Source organism: Citrobacter sp. KH_055_1 (assembly GCF_057838705.1).
In genome coordinates, this window is sequence record NZ_CM174473.1 from 4,700,153 (window position 1) to 4,726,028 (window position 25,876).

Annotated in this window: 18 protein-coding genes, 3 tRNA genes and 3 rRNA genes; 5 read left to right on the forward strand and 19 right to left on the reverse strand. The window is 52.9% G+C overall.

From position 1 onward, the window contains the following. Positions 1-144 precede the first annotated feature (144 nt). The gene (gene ilvC / locus AC3ITF_RS22080) at positions 145-1,620 is read right to left on the reverse strand and encodes a ketol-acid reductoisomerase (protein WP_096758953.1); all 1,476 of its coding nucleotides are present in this window, start codon (positions 1,618-1,620) and stop codon (positions 145-147) included. 151 nt (positions 1,621-1,771) lie between these two features. Between ilvC and ilvY the strand changes: the two genes are divergently transcribed. Further along, positions 1,772-2,662: an HTH-type transcriptional activator IlvY gene (gene ilvY, locus AC3ITF_RS22085; protein WP_115259861.1), complete on the forward strand. Its 891-nt coding sequence runs from the start codon at positions 1,772-1,774 to the stop codon at positions 2,660-2,662. Between the two features lie 32 nt (positions 2,663-2,694). Here the strand turns inward: ilvY and ilvA are convergent, their stop codons facing one another. From ilvA to ilvL, 6 genes are all read right to left on the reverse strand, one after another. Next, positions 2,695-4,239 (reverse strand): threonine ammonia-lyase, biosynthetic, encoded by a 1,545-nt coding sequence (gene ilvA / locus AC3ITF_RS22090; RefSeq protein ID WP_096758955.1) that lies wholly within the window; start codon positions 4,237-4,239, stop codon positions 2,695-2,697. 4 nt (positions 4,240-4,243) lie between these two features. Beyond that, on the reverse strand, positions 4,244-6,094 hold the full coding sequence (ilvD, locus tag AC3ITF_RS22095) for a dihydroxy-acid dehydratase (protein WP_137399132.1): 1,851 nt from the start codon (positions 6,092-6,094) through the stop codon (positions 4,244-4,246). 61 nt (positions 6,095-6,155) lie between these two features. Then, on the reverse strand, positions 6,156-7,085 hold the full coding sequence (locus AC3ITF_RS22100) for a branched-chain amino acid transaminase (protein WP_096758957.1): 930 nt from the start codon (positions 7,083-7,085) through the stop codon (positions 6,156-6,158). Between the two features lie 17 nt (positions 7,086-7,102). Next, positions 7,103-7,366 (reverse strand): acetolactate synthase 2 small subunit, encoded by a 264-nt coding sequence (ilvM, locus tag AC3ITF_RS22105; protein WP_096758958.1) that lies wholly within the window; start codon positions 7,364-7,366, stop codon positions 7,103-7,105. Then, positions 7,363-9,009, reverse strand: coding sequence for an acetolactate synthase 2 catalytic subunit (ilvG, locus tag AC3ITF_RS22110; RefSeq protein ID WP_489176019.1), 1,647 nt, complete (start codon positions 9,007-9,009; stop codon positions 7,363-7,365). Before ilvG ends, ilvM begins: the two co-directional genes overlap by 4 nt. A gap of 139 nt (positions 9,010-9,148) precedes the next feature. Continuing rightward, positions 9,149-9,247 (reverse strand): ilv operon leader peptide, encoded by a 99-nt coding sequence (ilvL, locus tag AC3ITF_RS22115; RefSeq protein WP_001311244.1) that lies wholly within the window; start codon positions 9,245-9,247, stop codon positions 9,149-9,151. A 353-nt stretch (positions 9,248-9,600) separates the two neighbouring features. On the opposite strand from ilvL, the gene AC3ITF_RS22120 reads away from it, so the two are divergent. Next, on the forward strand, positions 9,601-11,121 hold the full coding sequence (locus AC3ITF_RS22120; RefSeq protein WP_115259865.1) for a YifB family Mg chelatase-like AAA ATPase: 1,521 nt from the start codon (positions 9,601-9,603) through the stop codon (positions 11,119-11,121). 25 nt (positions 11,122-11,146) lie between these two features. Here the strand turns inward: AC3ITF_RS22120 and maoP are convergent, their stop codons facing one another. Continuing rightward, a complete protein-coding gene (gene maoP, locus AC3ITF_RS22125) occupies positions 11,147-11,485 on the reverse strand; it encodes a macrodomain Ori organization protein MaoP (RefSeq protein ID WP_096758961.1) in 339 nt (112 codons plus the stop codon). A 118-nt stretch (positions 11,486-11,603) separates the two neighbouring features. Here maoP and hdfR point away from each other — a divergent pair, with 118 nt between their 5' ends. Further along, entirely contained in the window at positions 11,604-12,437 is an 834-nt protein-coding gene (gene hdfR, locus AC3ITF_RS22130; RefSeq protein WP_096758962.1) for an HTH-type transcriptional regulator HdfR, read from the forward strand. 103 nt (positions 12,438-12,540) lie between these two features. Here the strand turns inward: hdfR and AC3ITF_RS22135 are convergent. The 6 genes from AC3ITF_RS22135 to AC3ITF_RS22160 form a co-directional block, all read right to left on the reverse strand. Further along, positions 12,541-12,616, reverse strand: a tRNA-Trp gene (locus tag AC3ITF_RS22135). Between the two features lie 52 nt (positions 12,617-12,668). Beyond that, a tRNA-Asp gene (locus tag AC3ITF_RS22140) sits at positions 12,669-12,745 on the reverse strand. 55 nt (positions 12,746-12,800) lie between these two features. Continuing rightward, positions 12,801-12,916 (reverse strand): 5S ribosomal RNA (rrf, locus tag AC3ITF_RS22145). A 94-nt stretch (positions 12,917-13,010) separates the two neighbouring features. Then, positions 13,011-15,920: ribosomal RNA gene (locus AC3ITF_RS22150) — 23S ribosomal RNA — on the reverse strand. Positions 15,921-16,136: 216 nt separating this feature from the next. Next, positions 16,137-16,212 (reverse strand) — tRNA-Glu (locus tag AC3ITF_RS22155). An 85-nt stretch (positions 16,213-16,297) separates the two neighbouring features. Beyond that, positions 16,298-17,839, reverse strand: a 16S ribosomal RNA gene (locus AC3ITF_RS22160). Together the 16S, 23S and 5S rRNA genes with 3 tRNA genes alongside form the textbook arrangement of a ribosomal RNA operon. 479 nt (positions 17,840-18,318) lie before the next feature. On the opposite strand from AC3ITF_RS22160, the gene AC3ITF_RS22165 reads away from it, so the two are divergent. Further along, positions 18,319-19,023, forward strand: coding sequence for a FadR/GntR family transcriptional regulator (locus AC3ITF_RS22165; protein WP_096758963.1), 705 nt, complete (start codon positions 18,319-18,321; stop codon positions 19,021-19,023). Position 19,024: 1 nt separating this feature from the next. After that, complete coding sequence (gene mdtD, locus AC3ITF_RS22170; RefSeq protein WP_096758964.1) at positions 19,025-20,452, forward strand: multidrug transporter subunit MdtD; 1,428 nt, start codon at positions 19,025-19,027, stop codon at positions 20,450-20,452. On the opposite strand, the gene rbsR is transcribed toward mdtD, so the two are convergent. The 5 genes from rbsR to rbsA all read right to left on the reverse strand — a co-directional run bounded on the left by rbsR (position 20,418) and on the right by rbsA (position 25,872). Further along, positions 20,418-21,410, reverse strand: a complete 993-nt coding sequence (gene rbsR / locus AC3ITF_RS22175) for a ribose operon transcriptional repressor RbsR (protein ID WP_096758965.1) — start codon at positions 21,408-21,410, stop codon at positions 20,418-20,420. The genes mdtD and rbsR overlap by 35 nt on opposite strands. Before the next feature lie 3 nt (positions 21,411-21,413). Then, a complete protein-coding gene (rbsK, locus tag AC3ITF_RS22180) occupies positions 21,414-22,343 on the reverse strand; it encodes a ribokinase (protein ID WP_115259866.1) in 930 nt (309 codons plus the stop codon). A 137-nt stretch (positions 22,344-22,480) separates the two neighbouring features. After that, positions 22,481-23,371, reverse strand: coding sequence for a ribose ABC transporter substrate-binding protein RbsB (gene rbsB / locus AC3ITF_RS22185; RefSeq protein WP_096758967.1), 891 nt, complete (start codon positions 23,369-23,371; stop codon positions 22,481-22,483). A 24-nt stretch (positions 23,372-23,395) separates the two neighbouring features. Then, positions 23,396-24,361, reverse strand: coding sequence for a ribose ABC transporter permease (gene rbsC, locus AC3ITF_RS22190; RefSeq protein ID WP_096758968.1), 966 nt, complete (start codon positions 24,359-24,361; stop codon positions 23,396-23,398). A gap of 5 nt (positions 24,362-24,366) precedes the next feature. Next, positions 24,367-25,872, reverse strand: a complete 1,506-nt coding sequence (rbsA, locus tag AC3ITF_RS22195) for a ribose ABC transporter ATP-binding protein RbsA (protein ID WP_096758969.1) — start codon at positions 25,870-25,872, stop codon at positions 24,367-24,369. Positions 25,873-25,876: the final 4 nt, after the last annotated feature.

Sequence of the window (25,876 nt, forward strand, 5' to 3'; positions counted from 1 at the left end):
AAATTCTATAAATATGACATTCTTCTATGCATTTCGTCTTAGCGGAAGGCGGCAAGGAAGTTCATCTCCAGTCACATAGATAACTATGTGACTGGGGTGTACGAATGTAGCCAACGCATCAACAAGTTGAAAGACGACGGGGAGTTAGCCTGCGACAGCGATACGCTTCATGTCAGTCATGTAGCCGCGCAGTTTCTGGCCAACTTCTTCAATCGCATGGCTACGAATAGCATCGTTGACGTCACGCAGCTGAGCATTATCTACCGCACCTTCAGCAATGGCTTTGCCCAGGTCACCAGTTTGCAGCGTGGTCATGAACTCTTTCAGCAGCGGTACGCAAGCGTAAGAGAACAGGTAGTTACCGTACTCAGCGGTATCGGAGATTACCACGTTCATTTCATACAGACGCTTACGGGCGATAGTGTTGGCAATCAGCGGCAGCTCATGCAGTGATTCGTAGTAAGCCGACTCTTCGATGATGCCGGAATCCACCATGGTTTCGAATGCCAGCTCAACGCCCGCTTTCACCATCGCGATCATCAGAACGCCTTTATCGAAGTACTCCTGCTCGCCGATTTTACCGTCGAACTGGGCAGCGGTTTCGAACGCGGTTTTACCGGTCTCTTCACGCCAGGTCAGCAGTTTCTTATCGTCGTTAGCCCAGTCAGCCATCATGCCGGAAGAGAATTCGCCGGAGATGATGTCGTCCATATGTTTCTGGAACAGCGGCGCCATGATTTCTTTCAGCTGTTCGGACAGCGCGTAAGCACGCAGCTTAGCTGGGTTAGACAGACGGTCCATCATCAGGGTGATGCCGCCCTGCTTCAGCGCTTCGGTGATGGTTTCCCAGCCGAACTGAATCAGTTTTTCCGCGTATGCCGGATCAGTTCCTTCTTCCACCAGCTTGTCGAAGCACAGCAGAGAACCGGCCTGCAGCATACCGCACAGGATAGTCTGCTCGCCCATCAGGTCAGATTTCACTTCCGCGACGAAAGAGGATTCCAGCACACCCGCACGGTGACCGCCGGTTGCGGCTGCCCAGGCTTTAGCAATTGCCATGCCTTCGCCTTTCGGATCGTTTTCCGGGTGAACCGCGATAAGCGTCGGTACGCCGAAACCGCGTTTGTACTCTTCACGCACTTCGGTACCCGGGCACTTCGGCGCAACCATCACGACGGTAATGTCTTTACGGATCTGTTCGCCCACTTCCACGATGTTGAAACCGTGGGAATAGCCCAGCGCAGCGCCGTCTTTCATCAGCGGCTGTACGGAACGCACCACGTCGGAGTGCTGTTTGTCTGGCGTCAGGTTAACCACCAGGTCAGCCTGCGGAACCAGCTCTTCGTAGGTACCGACTTTAAAGCCGTTTTCGGTCGCTTTACGCCATGAGGCGCGCTTCTCAGCAATCGCCTCTTTACGCAGTGCGTAGGCGATATCCAGACCGGAGTCACGCATGTTCAGGCCTTGGTTCAGACCCTGAGCGCCACAGCCGATGATGACCACTTTTTTACCCTGAAGGTAGCTCGCGCCATCGGCGAATTCATCGCGGCCCATAAAGCGACATTTACCCAGCTGTGCCAGCTGCTGGCGCAGGTTCAGTGTATTAAAGTAGTTAGCCATGATGGTGTACTCCGTGATGTTGTGTGTCTTATTGTTCGGTTCGCTTTTGCGAGAATGAACCCACTATATGACAGGAAATTTATTGCGGAAATTGATATATTCACAACGTCACGTTGCAATTTATGCAATGTAAAATCGTGGAGTGCGAGCCGTGGATTTACGCGATCTAAAAACCTTCCTGCACCTGGCGGAAAGCCGCCACTTTGGCCGCAGCGCGCGGGCGATGCACGTCAGCCCCTCCACGCTTTCCCGGCAGATTCAGCGACTCGAAGAGGATCTTGGCCAGGCGCTGTTCGTGCGGGATAACCGCACGGTCACGCTGACCGAAGCGGGCGAAGAGCTGCGCATTTTTGCCCAGCAGACGTTATTGCAGTATCAGCAACTGCGCCACACCCTCGATCAGCAGGGACCCTCGCTGTCGGGCGAGCTGCATATCTTCTGTTCGGTCACCGCCGCCTACAGCCATCTGCCGCCAATCCTTGATCGCTTTCGCGCAGAACACCCGTCGGTCGAAATTAAACTGTCTACCGGCGATGCCGCCGATGCGATGGAAAAAGTGGTCACCGGAGAAGCGGATCTGGCAATAGCCGGGAAACCGGAAACCCTGCCTGGTGCGGTGGCATTCTCTATGCTGGAAAATCTGGCGGTGGTGTTAATTGCTCCGGCATTGCCGTGCCCGGTACGCAATCAGGTGTCCATCGATGATCCCGACTGGTCCACTGTGCCGTTTATCATGGCCGACCAGGGCCCGGTACGCCGCCGCATTGAGCTGTGGTTCCGCCGTCATAAAATCAGTAATCCATCAATCTATGCCACGGTCGGCGGTCACGAGGCGATGGTCTCGATGGTGGCGCTGGGCTGCGGCGTGGCGCTGCTGCCGGAAGTGGTGCTGGAAAACAGTCCGGAGCCGGTGCGTAACCGCGTGATGATTTTAGAACGTAGCGACGAGAAAACGCCGTTTGAGCTGGGCGTTTGCGTACAAAAAAAGCGGCTGCATGAGCCGCTGATTGAGGCATTCTGGAGCTTGCTGCCTGGCCACTAATGCCGGATGGCGGCACAAGCGCCTTATCCGGCCTACCCTGCCAGAAAGAACCTGAACGCCGGGTTATGACTCTCATCATGGCAGTCGTAGCCCAGTTCGTTGATCCGCGTTTCAAAATCCGGCTCATGATCGCCCAATTCAAACGCCGCCAGCACGCGACCATAGTCGGTGCCGTGACTGCGATAATGGAACAACGAGATATTCCAGTGGGTCCCTAAGGTATGCAGGAATTTCAGCAGCGCCCCTGGCGACTCGGGGAACTCAAAGCTGTAAAGACGTTCCTGTAGCGGTTTCGAGGGGCGTCCACCGACCATATAGCGCACGTGTAGCTTGGCCATTTCATCATCGGACAGATCCACCACGCTGTAACCGCCGTCGCTAAGCAACTGGAGGATTTCTTTGCGCTCTTCCAGACCGCGGCTCAGGCGTACGCCGACAAAAATGCAGGCATCTTTCGCATCGGCAAACCGGTAGTTAAATTCGGTCACCGAACGTCCACCCAACAGCTGGCAGAATTTCAGGAAACTCCCCTTTTCTTCCGGGATTGTCACCGCCAGCAGCGCTTCACGTTGTTCACCCAGCTCGCAGCGTTCAGACACATAGCGCAGGCCGTGGAAATTGACGTTGGCACCGGACAGCACGTGCGCCAGACGTTCACCACGAATATTGTGCTGGGCGATGTATTTTTTCATCCCCGCCAGCGCCAGTGCACCAGACGGCTCCGCCACCGCACGCACGTCTTCGAACAAGTCTTTCATCGCCGCGCAGATTGCATCGCTATCAACGGTGATAATGTCGTCGAGGTATTCCTGACACAGGCGGAAGGTTTCATCACCGATGCGTTTCACCGCCACGCCTTCAGCAAACAGGCCTACGCGCGGCAGATCGACCGGGTGGCCCGCATCCAGTGCCGCCTTCAGGCAGGCTGAGTCTTCGGCTTCCACGGCAATAACTTTGATTTGTGGCATCAGCTGTTTAATCAGCACCGCCACACCCGCCGCCAGACCGCCGCCGCCAACCGGAACAAATATCCGATCGAGATGCGCATCCTGCTGCAGCAGCTCAAGCGCCAGTGTGCCCTGCCCGGCAATCACCATCGGGTGATCGAATGGCGGAACCCAAGTGAAACCTTGTTGCTGTGCCAATTCAATCGCTTTGGCTTTCGCTTCATCAAAATTGGCACCGTGCAGCAGCACTTCGCCACCGAAACTGCGAACGGCATCGACTTTGATATCCGCGGTAGCCGTTGGCATGACGATCAGCGCCTTCACCCCAAGGCGCGCAGAGGAGAAGGCCACGCCCTGAGCATGGTTTCCTGCCGACGCGGTGATCACGCCCTGCGCTTTTTGCGCTTCAGTCAGGCCCGCCATCATCGCGTAGGCCCCGCGCAGCTTGAAACTGTGTACCGGCTGTCGGTCTTCGCGCTTCACCAGGACCACGTTATCGAGGCGCGAAGAGAGTTTTTCCATTTTTTGCAGCGGCGTAACCTGCACCGCTTCATAGACCGGCGCACGCAGCACCGCCCTGAGATATTCTGCCCCCTCAGGGGAGCCGGACAGGGGTTGTGAATCAGCCATGGTATTAGCCCCCCAGCTTCGATTTATCGCGCACCGCGCCTTTGTCAGCGCTGGTTGCCAGGCTGGCATAGGCACGCAGCGCGAAGGAGACCTGACGCTGGCGATCTTTTGGCGTCCAGGCTTTGTCACCGCGAGCATCCTGCGCTTCACGACGGGCCGCGATCTCCGCATCGCTCAACAACAGCTCAATGCCACGATTCGGGATATCAATCGCAATCATGTCGCCATCTTCAATAATCGCGATGTTACCGCCGCTCGCCGCTTCCGGAGAAACGTGACCGATAGACAGACCTGACGTCCCGCCGGAGAAACGACCGTCGGTGATCAAGGCACAGGCTTTACCCAGCCCCATGGATTTCAGGAAGGTGGTTGGGTAGAGCATTTCCTGCATCCCTGGTCCGCCTTTCGGCCCTTCGTAGCGAATCACCACCACATCACCAGCAACCACTTTGCCACCGAGGATGGCTTCAACGGCATCGTCCTGGCTTTCGTAGACTTTCGCCGGGCCGGTGAATTTCAGAATGCTGTCATCCACGCCTGCGGTTTTTACGATACAGCCGTTTTCCGCAAAGTTACCGTACAGCACCGCCAGACCGCCGTCTTTGCTGTAAGCGTGTTCCAGCGAGCGGATACAGCCTTCAGCGCGATCGTCATCCAGCGTGTCCCAGCGACAATCCTGCGAGAACGCCTGGGTGGTACGAACGCCCGCCGGGCCGGCGCGGAACATGTTTTTCACCGCCTCATCCTGGGTCAGCATGACATCATAGCGATTCAGGGTTTGTGGCAGGGTCAACCCCAGCACGTTTTTCACATCACGATTCAATAACTCGGCACGATCCAACTCGCCTAAAATCCCCAGCACACCGCCCGCGCGGTGAACATCTTCCATATGGTATTTCTGGGTGCTCGGCGCGACTTTACACAGCTGTGGCACTTTGCGGGACAGCTTGTCGATATCACTCATGGTGAAGTCGATTTCAGCTTCCTGTGCAGCCGCCAGCAGGTGCAGAACGGTGTTCGTGGACCCCCCCATGGCGATATCCAGTGTCATGGCATTTTCAAACGCCGCCTTGTTGGCAATATTGCGCGGCAGCGCAGAATCATCATTCTGTTCGTAATAGCGTTTGGTCAGCTCAACGATACGTGAACCCGCATTGAGGAACAGCTGTTTACGATCGGCGTGGGTGGCCAGCAGCGAACCGTTACCCGGCTGCGACAGGCCCAGCGCTTCGGTCAGACAGTTCATCGAGTTAGCGGTGAACATCCCCGAACAGGAACCACAGGTCGGACAGGCGGAGCGCTCAATCTGATCGCTTTGCGAATCAGAGACTTTCGGGTCCGCACCCTGAATCATCGCATCCACCAGATCGAGTTTGATTATCTGATCTGAGAGTTTGGTTTTACCGGCTTCCATCGGGCCGCCGGACACAAAGATCACCGGGATGTTCAGGCGCAGGGAAGCCATTAACATCCCCGGGGTGATTTTGTCGCAGTTAGAGATACAGACCATCGCATCGGCGCAGTGGGCGTTCACCATGTACTCCACCGAATCGGCGATCAGCTCACGTGACGGCAGGGAATACAGCATGCCCCCGTGGCCCATGGCGATACCGTCATCCACGGCGATAGTATTAAACTCTTTGGCTACGCCGCCGGAGGCTTCGATCTGTTCGGCAACCAGCTTACCGAGATCGCGCAGATGCACGTGGCCCGGCACGAACTGGGTAAACGAGTTTACGACGGCGATAATCGGCTTACCGAAGTCATCGTCAGTCATCCCGGTGGCGCGCCACAGCGCGCGGGCTCCCGCCATATTGCGGCCATGTGTTGTTGTGGCGGAACGATACTTAGGCATGCTTTATTTACTCCCGTCTGACTATTTAAATGGGACGGTGCGTGCCGTCCCAAATTTATACTTAGTGATTAACCTGATCCAACCAGCCGTATTTATCTTCCGTTTCACCGGTGAAGAGGCCAAAGAAGGCCTGCTGAATGCGCTTGGTGACCGGGCCACAACGGCCTTCACCCACCTGGATACCGTCAACGCTGCGCACCGGGGTAATTTCTGCCGCCGTACCGGACATGAACACTTCATCGGCCAGATACAACGACTCGCGAGACAGCACCTGTTCACGCACTTCGATATCGAGGTCTTTCGCCAGTTTGATAATCGCATCACGTGTGATGCCCGGCAGCGCGGAAGAGGTAAACGGTGGAGTAAACAGAATGCCGTCTTTAACTTCAAACAGGTTTTCACCCGCGCCTTCGGAGATGTAGCCGTTCACATCCAGCGCAATACCTTCCTGATAACCATGACGACGCGCTTCGCTACCCACCAGCAGTGAAGACAGGTAGTTACCACCCGCCTTGGCGGCGGTAGGAATGGTGTTGGGTGCGACACGGTTCCAGGAAGAAACCATCGCGTCGATCCCCTGATCCAGGGCATCAGCACCCAGGTAAGCCCCCCACGGGAACGCAGCAATGATCACATCCGTGGTGTATCCCGCCGGTGGGTTAACGCCCATGCCGACATCGCCAACAAACACCAGCGGGCGGATGTACGCACTGGTCAGGTTATTTTTACGGATCACTGCACGGCAAGCTTCCATCAACTCATCAACGCTCTGAGAAACCGGAAAACGATAAATTTTGGCTGAATCACGCAGACGCTGCATGTGCTCGCGATGACGGAACACCACCGGCCCTTTGTGAGAATCATAGCAACGGATACCTTCAAATACTGATGTACCGTAGTGCAGCGCATGGGACATCACGTGAACCTTCGCGTCTTCCCAACGAATCATCTCGCCATTAGACCAAATGAAATCAGCTTTTTTCGTCGTCATTTCTCTTCCTTTTGCGCTCAGGCGCGAATTTGTTGTGATGTGGTTGTGCTCTGGCAGATAGCAACATGTGCAACATCGACCAGTTTACTTAACTGACTAAACAGTAAGTCGACCGACCGTGGGCTGGCAACGGTCAATTCAATATTTATATTCTGCGCATCGCTGGCAGCATTCATATTCATGGAGCACACCTGAAAACCACGATGGCGTACCACGCGCAAAACACGTTCTAACGTTTCCGGATTGAAACGAGCCTCAACGGCGACCTGATGTTGCATCATGATGATTTCTCCAGCATTTCTGAGTTACTGGCACCAGGAGGTACCAGAGGCCAGACATTCTCAACTTCGTCGATTGAGACATGAAGCAGGTATGGCCCATTACTGTTCAGCATGGTGTCGAGAGCCGCTTCAACCTGGTCTTTACGGGTGATGTGTTGGCCAGGGATGCCGAAGGCGCCGGCCAACATAAGGAAATCGGGATTATCGGTCAGGGTAGTTTCGCTATAGCGTTCCTGGAAAAACAGCTGCTGCCATTGTCGCACCATGCCTAACCGCTGGTTGTCGAGTAAGACGATTTTCAGCGGCAACTGCTTGCGTTTCACGGTGCCCAGCTCCTGCACATTCATCATGAAGGAGCCGTCACCGGAGATACAGATGACCGTATCATTCGGACGGGCCACCTGCGCCCCCACTGCTGCAGGTAAGCCAAAGCCCATCGTCCCCAGGCCGCTGGAGGTGATGAAGTTCTCCGGGCGAGTGTAGGTCATGTGTTGTGCTGACCACATCTGATGCTGACCAACATCCGTCGTCACCACGCTATCCTTATGTTTCCTTTCGGACAGCTGTTTTAACAACAGCGGAGCGTAAATAGCCTCCCCCGGATGATCATAGCGCCAGGCATGTTCTGCACGCATGTCGGCGGCATACTGGCACCATTCGTTGATGGCCAGCGGTTGTTGCAATGCAGGTAACAGCGTATTTAAATCGCCTTGCAGCGCAACGTGTGCCAGGCGCAGTTTGTTCATCTCGGCCGGATCGATATCCATGTGGATCACGCTGGCATTGGGGGCGAAAGTGTTCAGCTTGCCAGTCACCCGGTCATCAAAACGCGCACCGACGGCGATCAGCAAATCGCACTCCTGCACCGCAAAGTTTGCCGCTTTGGTGCCATGCATGCCCAGCATACCCAGATAGTACGGGTAATCTGCATCCACCGCGCCAAGGCCTTTCAACGTACAAACCACCGGCACATGCGTTGCGGCGATAAACTCACGCAGCGCTGGAACTGCCTGCGCCATCCCTACGCCACCACCTACGTACAGCACGGGTTTCTGTGCCTTCGCCAACATCTTGCGGGCTTGTTCAATCTCAGCATGTGGGAAAGCAACTGCGTTTTCGACGGTGGTGAAATAGGGCTCCAGCGTACCACTGGCTAACTGAATGTCTTTCGGGATATCAACCAGAACCGGACCCGGACGACCAGAGTTCGCCACGTCGAAGGCCTCGGCCATGATACGCGGCAACTCTTCCAGCGACTGCACCAGGAAACTATGTTTGGTACATGACAGCGACATGCCGAGTACATCCACTTCCTGGAACGCATCGGTGCCGATAAACGGGGAAGATACTTGACCAGTGATCGCCACAACGGGAACGGAATCTAACAGCGCATCTGCCAGGCCAGTGATCAGATTGGTTGCACCAGGACCGGAAGTCGCGATACAGACACCGGTTTTACCGGTTGAGCGGGCATAGCCAATAGCCGCCATCGCCGCCCCCTGCTCGTGTCGACACAACAGGTGTTCTACGCCGCCGTCGTACAACGCATCGTAAACCGGCATAATTGCGCCACCGGGATAGCCAAAGACGGTTTTCACCCCTTGTGCACGCAACGCATGTACCACCCACTGTGCCCCATTCATAGTTACATCCCCGCCGTAAATCTTGAGAAACAGAATTTTATGCTAGTGTTCACTTTCTGCTCCTCGTTTAAGTTTTTAAGGTCAAAAAAAACCCCCGAACCTTTCGGTGCGGGGGTCTTAGTTCGTTAAGGCTTGTTTTTTAAGCCTTTCCTCGTCCAAGTGCAGCCCCGCACGGTGGGATAATAATCACCACCACGCTAATCACGACCAGGCTAATCACTCGTAGAAGGGCTGTCATTTTTGTATTTTCTTGCATCTTGTTCGAAGGAATACCTAAAGAGTTACCATAGAGTTTCACTATGGCACAAGATATTTCTGCATTCATTTTTCTGACACGGTTAACGGTTTCTATAAATCGCGTTGTTTTTTATACAAAAAATAGAAAATGAAAATATTTCACGTTATTCAGTAAACACGATCATGTTTTCCCTCTGCAGGCGGCACTTTGAGCGGCGCTTGTGAGCGTTGTTCCAGAGGTTACGTAAAATATTAACCCTTGCATAAAAATACATGAATCAGCATCTAAAAGTATCAATCAAGCAAGATATCGTCGCCATCTATTAAGACATAATGCCTGCATCAGGAGGGGTTATGTCACTGTCGATAGTCCACACGCGCGCCGCATTAGGCGTCAATGCACCACCCATTACTATTGAAGTCCATATTAGTAATGGCTTGCCCGGTTTAACCATGGTTGGACTACCCGAAACCACCGTGAAAGAGGCTCGAGATCGAGTTCGCAGTGCGATTATTAATAGCGGGTATGAATTTCCGGCCAAGAAGATAACCATCAACCTTGCCCCGGCAGATCTGCCTAAAGAAGGAGGGAGATATGATTTACCTATCGCCATTGCGCTTCTGGCTGCGTCAGAGCAGCTTACAACACATAATCTCGATACTTATGAGTTAGTCGGTGAACTAGCGCTTACAGGTGCTCTACGTGGCGTTCCCGGAGCAATATCCAGCGCAACTGAAGCAATTCGCGCAGGTAGGCGAATTATTGTCGCAAAAGAGAACGCTGCAGAAGTGGGGCTAATACACGGCGAGGGCTGCCTGATTGCCGATCACCTGCAAGCCGTGTGCGCATTTCTCGAAGGTAAGCATGAATTAGAAAGGCCTGTTTGCGTAGAGATTCCACCTTCAGGCTCATCTGATGACCTCAGTGACGTCATCGGCCAGGAACAGGGCAAGCGAGGGCTGGAGATTACCGCTGCAGGCGGCCACAATCTCTTGCTCATCGGCCCGCCGGGTACGGGAAAAACGATGCTTGCCAGTCGCCTTCGCGGATTGTTACCACCGTTAAGTAATGATGAGGCTCTGGAAAGCGCGGCAATTCTCAGCCTGGTCAATTCCGACACCATACAAAAACAGTGGAAGCAACGCCCCTTTCGCTCACCCCATCACAGCGCGTCCTTAACCGCAATGGTAGGAGGAGGATCGATACCGGCACCGGGTGAGATTTCTCTGGCACATAACGGCATATTATTCCTGGATGAATTGCCCGAGTTTGAACGCCGTACGCTGGATGCCCTGCGTGAGCCTATTGAATCCGGACAGATTCATTTATCACGCACCCGGGCAAAAATAACCTACCCGGCACGCTTTCAATTGATAGCAGCAATGAATCCAAGCCCAACAGGGCACTATCAGGGAAACCACAACCGTTGTACCCCAGAGCAAACGCTACGTTACCTCAATCGCTTATCTGGCCCTTTTCTCGACCGCTTCGATTTGTCCCTCGAAATACCCCTTCCACCGCCCGGTATACTCAGTCAGCGAGCAGCAAAGGGAGAAGACAGTGAGACGGTGAAGAAACGGGTTATGGCCGCGCGTGAGCGCCAGTATCAGCGGCAAAATAAGTTAAATGCGCATCTGGGCAGCCAGGATATACATCAATTCTGCGTCTTACACAGGGATGACGCACGCTGGCTGGAGGAAACGTTAGCACATCTTGGATTGTCCATCCGCGCATGGCTGCGCTTGATAAAGGTCGCTCGCACAATTGCGGATATTGAGCAATGTGACCAGATCACCCGTCAACATTTACAGGAAGCCGTTGGCTATCGGGCAATAGACAGGTTGTTAATCCATTTACAGAAACTACTGGCATAAAAAAAGGGCTTTCGCCCTTTTTTTATTAATCCTCTGACTCGGTGTAATCTTCCGCACCTTCTACCTGAGGTTTGCCGCCAGACAGCGTGTGGAAACGTTTTGGACGCTTAATACGCGTCATGTATTTAGACCACACACGTTCCGCTTCGGTAACCGGCTCTCGTTCACCACGGCATACCGCCACAAACAACTTCTCTTCTTCAGTTACCGGCTCACGCTTGCCCAGATCCAGCTCATTAAAGGCATAACCGTGACGCTCAAGCAGCTGTGCCTCTTTAATGGTGAAATCACCATGACGGGAGAATCCGCGGGGGTAATATTTATTGTCGAAATATCGATTAGTCGTCGTAAAGCTTTCCGCCATCCTGCACGCTCCTAATTCTTTGGCCGAGCTATTTATGGCGCGGAGTATTAGTTACGCTTGACAGAGCGTCAAACAAAAGATTTAAATCATAACGACAAATAATTTTATGGAGTGAGTTGTGGATACGGAATTGTTAAAGACTTTCCTGGAAGTTAGCCGAACGCGCCACTTTGGCCGGGCAGCTGAAGCGCTCTATTTGACCCAATCGGCGGTCAGTTTTCGCATCAGACAACTGGAAAATCAACTGGGTGTGAACCTCTTCACCCGACACAGAAACAATATCCGTTTAACCGCTGCGGGTGAAAAATTATTGCCATATGCTGAAACGCTGATGAATACGTGGCAAGCAGCACGTAAGGAGGTCGCAAATACCTCACGCCATAATGAGTTCTCTATCGGTGCCAGCGCTTCCCTTTGGGAATGCATGCTCAATGGCTGGCTGGGTCGTTTATATCAGTCGCAGGTGCCGCAAACCAGCCTGCAGTTTGAAGCCAGGATCGCGCAGCGCCAGTCGCTAGTAAAGCAACTCCATGAACGACAGCTTGATCTGCTGATTACTACTGAATCCCCAAAAATGGACGAATTTAGCAGTCAACTACTGGGGTATTTCACGCTGGCGCTCTATTGCAGCGCTCCATCACAAACAAAAGATGAACTGAATTATCTGCGTCTGGAGTGGGGACCTGATTTTCAACAACACGAAGCGGGATTAGTTGCCGGCGACGAAGTACCAGTGCTAACCACCAGTTCTGCTGAGCTAGCAAGACAGCAACTTCCTGTACTGAAGGGTTTTAGTTGGCTTCCCGTGTGTTGGGCGAAAACAAAAAGCGATCTCCATATAGTTTCTGACAGCACGACACTTTCACGTCCGTTGTATGCGGTCTGGCTACAAAATAGCGATAAACATACGCTTATCTGCGATCTGCTGAAAACGAATATTCTGGATGATTAAAATGGACGCTGGCAAGGATGCCGGAAACAGGAAATAAACAGTATGAAGGTGGCGTGATTTTCAGATAAAAAAAATCCTTAGCAAAAATGCTAAGGATTGTTTCTGGCAGGGGCGGAGAGACTCGAACTCGCGACACCCGGTTTTGGAGACCGGTGCTCTACCAACTGAGCTACGCCCCTATATTTCTTATCATTAAGCCTGCTAAGGTAGCAGGCTTAATTTTCTAATAAGTGGCGGAACGGACGGGACTCGAACCCGCGACCCCCTGCGTGACAGGCAGGTATTCTAACCAACTGAACTACCGCTCCACCGAATTTCTTTGTCACTACCCGGATTCTTTATCCCGGTTTACTGCAATTTGATGCCTGGCAGTTCCCTACTCTCGCATGGGGAGACCCCACACTACCATCGGCGCTACGGCGTTTCACTTCTGAGTTCGGCATGGGGTCAGGTGGGACCACCGCGCTACAGCCGCCAGGCAAATTCTGTTATCAGACCGCTTTTGCGTTCTGATTTTATCTGTATCAAGCTGAATTTGATGTCTTTCTTTCGCCAAAACATCTTTGGCGTTGTAAGGTTAAGCCTCACGGTTCATTAGTATCGGTTAGCTCAATGTATCGCTACACTTACACACCCGACCTATCAACGTCGTAGTCTTCAACGTTCCTTCAGGACTCTCAAGGAGTCAGGGAGAACTCATCTCGGGGCAAGTTTCGTGCTTAGATGCTTTCAGCACTTATCTCTTCCGCATTTAGCTACCGGGCAATGCCATTGGCATGACAACCCGAACACCAGTGATGCGTCCACTCCGGTCCTCTCGTACTAGGAGCAGCCCCCCTCAATTCTCCAGCGCCCACGGCAGATAGGGACCGAACTGTCTCACGACGTTCTAAACCCAGCTCGCGTACCACTTTAAATGGCGAACAGCCATACCCTTGGGACCTACTTCAGCCCCAGGATGTGATGAGCCGACATCGAGGTGCCAAACACCGCCGTCGATATGAACTCTTGGGCGGTATCAGCCTGTTATCCCCGGAGTACCTTTTATCCGTTGAGCGATGGCCCTTCCATTCAGAACCACCGGATCACTAAGACCTGCTTTCGCACCTGCTCGAGCCGTCACTCTCGCAGTCAAGCTAGCTTATGCCTTTGCACTAACCTCCTGATGTCCGACCAGGATTAGCTAACCTTCGTGCTCCTCCGTTACTCTTTAGGAGGAGACCGCCCCAGTCAAACTACCCACCAGACACTGTCCGCAACCCGGATTACGGGTCTACGTTAGAACACCAGCCATTAAAGGGTGGTATTTCAAGGTTGGCTCCATGCAGACTGGCGTCCACACTTCAAAGCCTCCCACCTATCCTACACATCAAGGACCAGTGTTCAGTGTCAAGCTATAGTAAAGGTTCACGGGGTCTTTCCGTCTTGCCGCGGGTACACTGCATCTTCACAGCGAGTTCAATTTCACTGAGTCTCGGGTGGAGACAGCCTGGCCATCATTACGCCATTCGTGCAGGTCGGAACTTACCCGACAAGGAATTTCGCTACCTTAGGACCGTTATAGTTACGGCCGCCGTTTACCGGGGCTTCGATCAAGAGCTTCTCCTTACGGATAACCCCATCAATTAACCTTCCGGCACCGGGCAGGCGTCACACCGTATACGTCCACTTTCGTGTTTGCACAGTGCTGTGTTTTTAATAAACAGTTGCAGCCAGCTGGTATCTTCGACTGATTTCAGCTCCACGAGCAAGTCGCTTCACCTACCATCAGCGTGCCTTCTCCCGAAGTTACGGCACCATTTTGCCTAGTTCCTTCACCCGAGTTCTCTCAAGCGCCTTGGTATTCTCTACCTGACCACCTGTGTCGGTTTGGGGTACGATTTGATGTTACCTGATGCTTAGAGGCTTTTCCTGGAAGCAGGGCATTTGTTACTTCAGCACCGTAGTGCCTCGTCATCACACCTCAGCGTTTAATAAGAGTCCGGATTTACCTAAACTCTCCGCCTACATGCTTAAACCGGGACAACCGTCGCCCGGCTAACATAGCCTTCTCCGTCCCCCCTTCGCAGTAACACCAAGTACAGGAATATTAACCTGTTTCCCATCGACTACGCCTTTCGGCCTCGCCTTAGGGGTCGACTCACCCTGCCCCGATTAACGTTGGACAGGAACCCTTGGTCTTCCGGCGTGCGGGTTTTTCACCCGCATTATCGTTACTTATGTCAGCATTCGCACTTCTGATACCTCCAGCACCCCTCACAGGACACCTTCAACGGCTTACAGAACGCTCCCCTACCCAACAACACATAGTGTCGCTGCCGCAGCTTCGGTGCACAGTTTAGCCCCGTTACATCTTCCGCGCAGGCCGACTCGACCAGTGAGCTATTACGCTTTCTTTAAATGATGGCTGCTTCTAAGCCAACATCCTGGCTGTCTGTGCCTTCCCACATCGTTTCCCACTTAACTGTGACTTTGGGACCTTAGCTGGCGGTCTGGGTTGTTTCCCTCTTCACGACGGACGTTAGCACCCGCCGTGTGTCTCCCGTGATAACATTCTTCGGTATTCGTAGTTTGCATCGGGTTGGTAAGTCGGGATGACCCCCTAGCCGAAACAGTGCTCTACCCCCGAAGATGAATTCACGAGGCGCTACCTAAATAGCTTTCGGGGAGAACCAGCTATCTCCCGGTTTGATTGGCCTTTCACCCCCAGCCACAAGTCATCCGCTAATTTTTCAACATTAGTCGGTTCGGTCCTCCAGTTAGTGTTACCCAACCTTCAACCTGCCCATGGCTAGATCACCGGGTTTCGGGTCTATACCCTGCAACTTAACGCCCAGTTAAGACTCGGTTTCCCTTCGGCTCCCCTATACGGTTAACCTTGCTACAGAATATAAGTCGCTGACCCATTATACAAAAGGTACGCAGTCACCCTGATAAATCAAGGCTCCCACTGCTTGTACGTACACGGTTTCAGGTTCTTTTTCACTCCCCTCGCCGGGGTTCTTTTCGCCTTTCCCTCACGGTACTGGTTCACTATCGGTCAGTCAGGAGTATTTAGCCTTGGAGGATGGTCCCCCCATATTCAGACAGGATACCACGTGTCCCGCCCTACTCTTCGAGTTCACAACACATGCGATTTTGTGTACGGGACTATCACCCTGTACCGTCGGACTTTCCAGACCGTTCCACTACCACACATGCTGATTCAGACTCTGGGCTGCTCCCCGTTCGCTCGCCGCTACTGGGGGAATCTCGGTTGATTTCTTTTCCTCGGGGTACTTAGATGTTTCAGTTCCCCCGGTTCGCTTCATTACGCTATGTATTCACGTAATGATAGTGTGTCGAAACACACTGGGTTTCCCCATTCGGAAATCGCCGGCTATAACGGTTCATATCACCTTACCGACGCTTATCGCAGATTAGCACGTCCTTCATCGCCTCTGACTGCCAGGGCATCCACCGTGTACGCTTAGTCGCTTAACCTCACAACCCGAAGATGTTTCGTAAAACACATCGTGTTGCGAAAATTTGAGAGACTCGAACACACCGCTTATCTGTTCTTATTACGGAGAACAGACACAGTGTGTCGTTTCAATTTTCAGCTTGATCCAGATTTTTAAAGAGCAAATATCTCAAACATGACTCGAAAGTCAGTTTTGAGATACTGAGGCAGGTGACTTTCACTCACGAACCAGCAAGTGGCGTCCCCTAGGGGATTCGAACCCCTGTTACCGCCGTGAAAGGGCGGTGTCCTGGGCCTCTAGACGAAGGGGACACTGAAGTCTCAATCGCAAGACGCCTTGCTATTTACTTTTCATCAGACAATCTGTGTGAGCACTACAAAGAACGTTTCTTTAAGGTAAGGAGGTGATCCAACCGCAGGTTCCCCTACGGTTACCTTGTTACGACTTCACCCCAGTCATGAATCACAAAGTGGTAAGCGCCCTCCCGAAGGTTAAGCTACCTACTTCTTTTGCAACCCACTCCCATGGTGTGACGGGCGGTGTGTACAAGGCCCGGGAACGTATTCACCGTAGCATTCTGATCTACGATTACTAGCGATTCCGACTTCATGGAGTCGAGTTGCAGACTCCAATCCGGACTACGACATACTTTATGAGGTCCGCTTGCTCTCGCGAGGTCGCTTCTCTTTGTATATGCCATTGTAGCACGTGTGTAGCCCTACTCGTAAGGGCCATGATGACTTGACGTCATCCCCACCTTCCTCCAGTTTATCACTGGCAGTCTCCTTTGAGTTCCCGGCCGAACCGCTGGCAACAAAGGATAAGGGTTGCGCTCGTTGCGGGACTTAACCCAACATTTCACAACACGAGCTGACGACAGCCATGCAGCACCTGTCTCACGGTTCCCGAAGGCACTAAAGCATCTCTGCTAAATTCCGTGGATGTCAAGAGTAGGTAAGGTTCTTCGCGTTGCATCGAATTAAACCACATGCTCCACCGCTTGTGCGGGCCCCCGTCAATTCATTTGAGTTTTAACCTTGCGGCCGTACTCCCCAGGCGGTCGACTTAACGCGTTAGCTCCGGAAGCCACTCCTCAAGGGAACAACCTCCAAGTCGACATCGTTTACGGCGTGGACTACCAGGGTATCTAATCCTGTTTGCTCCCCACGCTTTCGCACCTGAGCGTCAGTCTTTGTCCAGGGGGCCGCCTTCGCCACCGGTATTCCTCCAGATCTCTACGCATTTCACCGCTACACCTGGAATTCTACCCCCCTCTACAAGACTCTAGCCTGCCAGTTTCGGATGCAGTTCCCAGGTTGAGCCCGGGGATTTCACATCCGACTTGACAGACCGCCTGCGTGCGCTTTACGCCCAGTAATTCCGATTAACGCTTGCACCCTCCGTATTACCGCGGCTGCTGGCACGGAGTTAGCCGGTGCTTCTTCTGCGAGTAACGTCAATCACTGTGGTTATTAACCACAATGCCTTCCTCCTCGCTGAAAGTACTTTACAACCCGAAGGCCTTCTTCATACACGCGGCATGGCTGCATCAGGCTTGCGCCCATTGTGCAATATTCCCCACTGCTGCCTCCCGTAGGAGTCTGGACCGTGTCTCAGTTCCAGTGTGGCTGGTCATCCTCTCAGACCAGCTAGGGATCGTCGCCTAGGTGAGCCGTTACCCCACCTACTAGCTAATCCCATCTGGGCACATCCGATGGCAAGAGGCCCGAAGGTCCCCCTCTTTGGTCTTGCGACATTATGCGGTATTAGCTACCGTTTCCAGTAGTTATCCCCCTCCATCGGGCAGTTTCCCAGACATTACTCACCCGTCCGCCACTCGTCACCCAAGGAGCAAGCTCCTCTGTGCTACCGTTCGACTTGCATGTGTTAGGCCTGCCGCCAGCGTTCAATCTGAGCCATGATCAAACTCTTCAATTTAAGTTTGATGCTCGTGAATTAAACTTCGTAATGAATTACGTATGTTCACTCAGAGACTTAGCATTCATTTTTCGTCTTGCGACGTTAAGAATCCGTATCTTCGAGTGCCCACACAGATTGTCTGATAAATTGTTAAAGAGCAGTGCAACGCGGCTTTCGCTCACCGTTGCGAGGTCCCGTATAATACGTTTTCCTCATTCAGAGTCAAGCATTTCTTTCCGCTTTTCTCCGCAGGGTTCTCAGTGGAACCCCGCTGACCCGGCGGCTTGTAATCCGTTGTTCCGTGTCAGTGGAGGCGCATTATAGGGAGTTATTTCAGGCTGACAAGAGGAAATTTAAAATAACTTTCTGAGTGCGCGTTATTTCACCAAAACTGTCTTTAACATGCCATAAAATAAGCAATCTGCCGTTTTTGCAACCGCAATCACACTTCCTGATGGCATACTAATGAATAAGAGAAAGAGTAAGGAAGAACATTCATGCCTTTAAATGCCCAACAGCTAGCCGCACAGAAAAACCTTTCCTATGTTCTGGCCGAAAAGCTGGCTCAGCGAATATTAAAAGGTGAGTACGCGCCAGGCGCCATCCTACCAGGTGAAATAGAACTGGGCAGCCAGTTCGGTGTGAGCCGTACAGCGGTAAGGGAAGCGGTAAAGACATTAACGGCAAAAGGTATGGTATTACCGCGCCCGCGTATTGGTACTCGCGTTATGCCACAAGCAAACTGGAACTTTCTCGATCAGGAACTGCTCACCTGGTGGATGACGGAAGATAATTTCCCTCAGGTCATCAAACATTTTCTGGTGATGCGCATTAGCCTGGAGCCTCAAGCCTGTTTACTGGCGGCGACTATCGGCACAGCAGAACAAAAAGCACATCTGACTACGTTAATGGAAGAGATGGTCGAGCTGAAAAGGAACTTTAAGCGCGAGCGCTGGATTGAGGTTGATATCGCCTGGCATGAGCACATCTATGAAATGAGTGCGAATCCATTTCTGATCTCCTTTGCCTCGTTATTCCATTCCGTCTACCAGACCTATTTTACCTCTATTACCTATAACGACGTGGTAAAGCTGGATTTGCATCAGGCTATTGTCGATGCCATAGAGGAGAGCGATGGCGATCGCGCCTTCACCGCCTGCCAGGCATTGCTGATAGCTCCTAACGATCTCCCGGATAAATAACATGCCTGAAAAGAAATCGCGCAGTATGGCCGGACTGCCATGGATCGCAGCCATGGCCTTTTTTATGCAGGCATTAGACGCCACCATCCTTAATACTGCGTTACCCGCCATCGCGCACAGCCTCAACCGCTCCCCACTCGCCATGCAGTCTGCCATTATCAGCTACACTCTGACGGTAGCGATGTTGATCCCGGTAAGTGGCTGGCTGGCTGACCGCTTCGGCACCCGACGTATCTTTATGATTGCCGTGAGTCTGTTTACCCTGGGTTCACTTGCCTGTGCACTCTCCGGCTCTTTAACCCAACTGGTTATTTTCCGCGTGATACAAGGCATTGGTGGCGCAATGATGATGCCGGTTGCCCGCCTGGCGCTATTACGCGCCTACCCGCGCAGTGAGCTGCTCCCGGTCCTTAACTTCGTGACTATGCCGGGACTGGTGGGACCCATTTTAGGTCCGGTCCTGGGCGGAGTACTGGTCACGTGGGCCAGCTGGCATTGGATCTTCTTGATTAATATTCCGATTGGCATCGCCGGCATCTTCTACGCCCGCAAATATATGCCTAACTTCACGACGCCGCGCCGCCGTTTTGATATGACTGGCTTCTTTCTCTTTGGTCTGAGTCTGGTACTGTTCTCTAGCGGAGTAGAGTTGTTCGGTGAAAAGCTTGTCGCCAGTTGGGTCGCTCTCAGCATTATTCTTGGCAGTATTTTGCTGCTGCTCGCTTACATCCGCCACGCGCGCCGCCATCCCACACCGTTAATTTCTCTGCCAATCTTTAAGACCCGCACCTTCTCGGTCGGTATCGCGGGAAACCTTGCCACACGTCTGGGAACGGGGTGTGTCCCTTTCTTAATGCCGCTGATGTTGCAGGTAGGCTTTGGCTACCCGGCGCTAATAGCCGGTTGCATGATGGCGCCGACGGCGCTGGGATCTATTCTGGCGAAATCGATGGTGACGCAGGTTCTGCGTCGTCTTGGCTACCGCACCACGCTGGTCGGCGTCACGGTATTTATCGGCCTGATGATTGCGCAGTTCTCTTTGCAATCTCCCGCGATGCCAGTCTGGATGCTGATCCTGCCGCTGTTCATTTTAGGTATGGGAATGTCCACCCAGTTTACTTCAATGAATACCATTACCCTTGCGGATCTAACCGATGATAATGCCAGTAGCGGCAACAGCGTGTTAGCCGTCACGCAGCAGCTGTCGATCAGCTTAGGGGTGGCGATTAGCGCCGCCGTACTGCGTGTCTATGAAGGCATGGAAGGAACCAATACGGTAGAACAGTTCCACTATACCTTTATTACGATGGGCGCGATTACGGTGATATCAGCGCTGATGTTCATGCTGCTAAAAGCCAAAGATGGCCGCAACCTGATCAATGATCGGCATAAGTCTAAACCGACCCCCGCACCATCAGAACAGGAGTAAGCTGCAGGCGCTGTTGCTGTAAAGCGGGCTGCGCCATGCGGTGGATTAATACGTCGATGGCCAGCTCACCCAGTTCATCTTTCGGTTGATGAATTGTGGTGAGCGGTGGCGTCATGTAGCGCGCCAGTTCGATATCATCATAGCCCACGACCGCCATATCCTGCGGAATGCGCAATCCTGACTGATACAGAGCCTGATACGCCCCCACAGCCATTGCATCATTGCCCGCAAAAACAGCCTGTGGTCGCTGGTTATGTGACAACAGCGTTTGCATGGCTTCAAACCCACCGCCGAACTCAAAATCACCGGTGATCTCATAGCCCTGAGGAATATCCAGCCCTGCACGCTTCATCGCTTCCCGGTATCCCTCCAGCCGCAAACGTGCCGGCGTTTTATCCAGTGGACCGGTAATACAAGCTATGCGCGTAAAACCCTTATCAATGAGATGCTGAGTTGCCAGATCGCCACCCAGTAGGGAATTGTCCTGAATCAGGTCACTTTCCCCTTCAAAGGGTGACCAGTCCATCATCACGGTGGGAATAGAAGGGTAGCGCTGCATGATCTCCATGGAAGGCTGATGGGTTTCGGTGCAGAGCAGCAGTAAGCCGTCCACCCGCTTTTGCATCAGTGTCTCCAGATTACGATTCATGCGCTGTTCATCGCCTTCGGTGTTGCACAAAACCAGACTGTAGCCGCGCTCAAAACAGCTGCGCTCAACGCCGCGTACCAGTTCTGAATAGAAGGGATTGGTACTGGCTGTGATTAACATGCCAATGGTGCGAGTCTGATTCAACTTGAGGCTACGCGCCAGCGCGGAAGGCGCGTAGTTAAGCTCTTTAATCGCAGCGTCAACTTTGCCGGTGATAGCCTCGCTGACAAAGCGATCTTTATTAATGACGTGAGAAACCGTCGACGTGGAAACACCCGCCAGGCGGGCAACGTCCTTCATTGTAGCCAAGCGTTACCTCTGCTGACCTAAAAACGCCTCAATTTCTTCGCGCCACGGAACGGAAGGTTGTGCACCTTTACGCGTTACCGCAATCGCCGCGGCCGCATGCGCAAAGCGAATCGCCTCAGGCAACGGTGTCTCTTCCAGTAACGCGGTAATTAACGCACCGTTAAAGGTATCACCGGCAGCGATGGTATCAACGGCGTCCACTTTAAAACCAGGAACACGATGACCTTCACCGTTTACGCTAGCCCACACACCACGACTTCCTAAGGTAATCAGTACGGTGTGAATTCCCTTTGCGTGCAGCGCCAGCGCTGCTTTAGCGGCATCTTCATCGTTTTCTACCCGGATCCCGGTCAGCTTTTCAGCTTCCGTTTCATTCGGGGTAATGATATCTACCAGCGACAGCAGTTCGTCAGGGAGTTCACGAGCCGGAGCCGGATTAAGCGCGACCGTCGTATTATGTCGACGCGCAATTTTTGCCGCAGCCAGTACGCTTTCAATGGGCGACTCTAACTGCATCAGTAAGGCCGAGGCCTGCGCAATACGGTCATGTTGAGCTTCCACTAACGCAGGAGAAAGTGCGGCATTCGCCCCGGCATGAATTGCGATAACATTCTCGCCTTCTGCGTTAACAAAAATCAGCGCCACGCCGGTCGCTTCGCCAGAAATCACGCTAACAGGCGCAATATCGATGTTATCGCTGGCTAATTGTTTACGTACACGCTCACCAATATCGTCATCTCCTGTACAGGCAATGAAGGCGATATTCGCACCACTACGACCCGCAGCAACCGCCTGGTTCGCGCCTTTTCCGCCAAATGCGACCTGATAGTGGCTACCGGTTACGGTTTCGCCAGGTGTCGGAAAAGAGTTAAGGTTAAGGATGTGATCGGCATTAATGCTGCCAAGTACAACGAGGTTGCCTGCGGTTTTCATGTTCGGAATTCCAAGTCAAAGTGCGCCACCGGGTTAGGGTGGCGCGTGCCCTGCTTTTCTTTTTACGCTTTCATCTTCAACGCTCTGAGGATGGCGTATTTATGTCGCCATCAGGTCGCGAGCGGCCTGAATCGCTATTACTGCTTGATGACCAGCTTCAGGTCAACCGGATATTTAGCCTGAACCTTCTCGCCCTTCAGTACCTTATCCGCAATATCAACGCCTTTCGCACCAATCTGATCCGGTAACTGAGCGATGGTCGCAGCCAGTTTGCCATCATTTACCGCTTTTTCGCCATCAGGCGTGCCGTCAAATCCAACCACCATCACATCAGATTTACCCGCCGTTTGCAGAGCACGCAGCGCGCCCAGTGCCATTTCATCGTTCTGAGCAAATACGGCCTGCACATCAGGATGCGCGGTCAGCAGGTTCTGCATAACGTTCAGACCTTTAGTACGGTCGAAATCTGCCGGCTGGCTAGCCAGCACGTTAAATTTGTGTGCCGCAACGGCCTGCTGGAAACCTTCGCCACGCTCACGCGCCGCCGATGTTCCGGCAATACCCTGCAGTTCGATAACTTTCGCACCTTCGCCTGCTTTCTTCGCGATGTAGTCACCGGCAATTTTACCGCCCAGCACGTTATCAGACGCAATATGGCTGACAACGTCCCCTTTGGTTGCCTGACGGTCCAGGGTGATCACCGGAATTTTCGCCTGGTTAGCCATCTTCACGGCATTACCCACGGCATCGGAGTCGGTTGGGTTAATCAGCAGAATTTTGGTTCCACGCACGGTTAAGTCCTGAACGTTCGCCAACTCTTTCGCCGGGTTGTTCTGCGAGTCCAGAATCACCAGGTTATAACCTAGCTTATCGGCTTCTTTTTGCGCCCCATCCTTCAGAGAGACAAAGAACGGGTTGTTAAGGGTAGAGACCACCAGCGCAATGGTATCTTTTGCCATCGCATTCGCGCTCACGGTGGCACTCAGCGCAACAGCAGAAACCAGGGTAGCCAGTTTTTTCATGTTCATATTTAAGATGTCCTGTAGTCGTTGTTACTGCTTTTTGTTGTCTACCAGTACCGCCAGCAAAATGACCACTGCTTTAACGATCATCTGGTAATAGGAGGAAACACCTAACAAATTCAAACCATTATTGAGGAAACCGAGAATCAGTGCGCCGATCAGCGTACCAACAATACGTCCTTTACCGCCAGCCAGGCTGGTGCCGCCTAATACCACCGCCGCGATAGCATCCAGCTCATAGCCGGTACCCGCCGTCGGTTGCGCTGAGGAGAGGCGCGCCACTTCGATGATGCCTGCCAGCGATGCCAGCAGCCCACAGAGTGAATAAACGATAATTTTGATCTTATTGACGCTGATACCGGACAGACGCGTTGCCGCTTCGTTACCGCCCAGCGCATAAATATATCGACCCAGACGGGTATGGTGCAGCATGTACCACGCGGCCAGGAAGACAATCCCCATGATCCATACTGGCGTAGGGACGCCTAACGGACGACCAATACCAAACCAGCCAAACAGATCGGCATTGTCGGTAAAGCCGGTGTTTACCGGACTGCCGTTGGTGTACACCATGGTGACGCCGCGCAGCAGCAGCATCATCACCAGCGTGGCGATAAACGCCTGGACGCGGCCTTTTGCCACAATAACGCCAGTCACGGCACCAACCGCCGCACCTAACGCCAGCGCAGCGGCAACGGCCACCAACGCGTTGACTTCAAGACCCACAATCGAAGCAGCAACGGCACCGGTAAGCGCCAGTAGCGAACCCACAGACAGATCGATACCCGACGTCAGAATAACCAGCGTCATACCAACGGCCATGATGGCGTTAACCGACGTTTGCTGGAGAATGTTGAACAGGTTATTAACGGTAAAAAAGTTGGGGCTCATGGTGGAAACAATCGCGATCAGCACTAACAGAGCGATGAGCGACTTTTGCTCCAGAAGCCATGCTTTAGTGAAATAACGGCGACCAGAAACAGCCTGGGTAGTCATCTTTTTTACTCCTGATTCACGCGATTAAGCTTGCCCACAGCGGCAGCCATTAATACTTCCTGAGTGGCCTGCTCGCGAGTGAATTCACCGCCGAGATGCCCTTCATGCATGACGATAATGCGATCGCTCATGCCCAATACTTCTGGCATCTCCGAAGAGACCAGAATGATGCTCAGCCCATCAGCCTTAAACTGGTTGATTAGCTGGTAAATCTCTTTTTTAGCCCCAACGTCCACGCCGCGCGTGGGTTCATCGAGGATCAGCACTTTGGGCCGGGTCATCAAACCACGCGCAATCGCCACTTTTTGCTGATTGCCACCGGAGAGCAGGCCGATTGCCTGTTCCATCGAGGGCGTTTTCACATTGAACAGACGGATAAAATCGCCCACCGCCTGCTGCTCATCTTTGTGTTTCAGACTGCCGCCCGCACGGCTGAAGTAACGCAATGCGGTCAACGACATGTTCTCTTTCACCGACATGCCCAGCACTAAGCCGTCGCGTTTGCGGTCTTCAGAAATATAGACGATGCCGTTGGCCAGCCCATCCTGTTCAGAACGCGTAACCACTTCATGCCCGTCAAGCGTGACGTAACCACTGGTGCGCGGCAGCGCGCCGTACAGCACTTTCATCAATTCGGTACGTCCAGCACCCATCAGACCCGACACGCCAAGGATCTCACCTTTACGCAGCGTGAATGACACATCATGCACTCCAGGGCCGCACAAGTTATCGACCTTCAGGCGCACATCACCAGGTGCTTTATCCAGCCGCGGGTACTGATCTTCCAGCTTACGTCCCACCATCATTTCAATGAGTGAATCTTCGGTCAGTGAGGCCACTTCACGTTCGGCAATAAACTGCCCATCGCGGAACACCGTCACATCATCACAAATTTCGAAAATCTCTTTCATGCGGTGAGAAATATAGACAATGCCGCGTCCCTGAGATTTCAGTTCACGGATCACGCGGAACAGGGATTCGGTTTCGGTATCCGTCAACGCATCCGTCGGTTCATCCATAATGATGACCCGGGATTCAAAGCTCAGCACTTTGGCGATTTCAACCATCTGCTGATCGCCAATCGATAGCTCACCGACCAACTTGTCGCTTTTAAAACGCAGATTAAGTTTAGCCAGCAACTGGTCTGCTTCGGCATACATCTTCTTCCAGTCGATTTTGCCAAAGCGATTCACAAACTCACGGCCGAGGAAAATGTTCTCGGCGATGGTGAGTTGCGGGATCAGGTTCAGTTCCTGGTGAATGATGCCGATCCCTGCTTCCTGAGAGGATTTAGGACCGTTAAAGGTGGTTTCTTTCCCCAGCCACAATAACGAACCGGCATCACGAGTGTAGATACCAGTCAGGACTTTCATCATGGTGGATTTGCCCGCGCCGTTTTCGCCCACCAGCGCCATAACGCGGCCGGAGTAAACATTCAACGCGGCGCCGGATAGCGCTTTAACGCCCGGGAACGCTTTATCGATCCCTTTGAGTTGCAGTAGTGCGTTCATGATG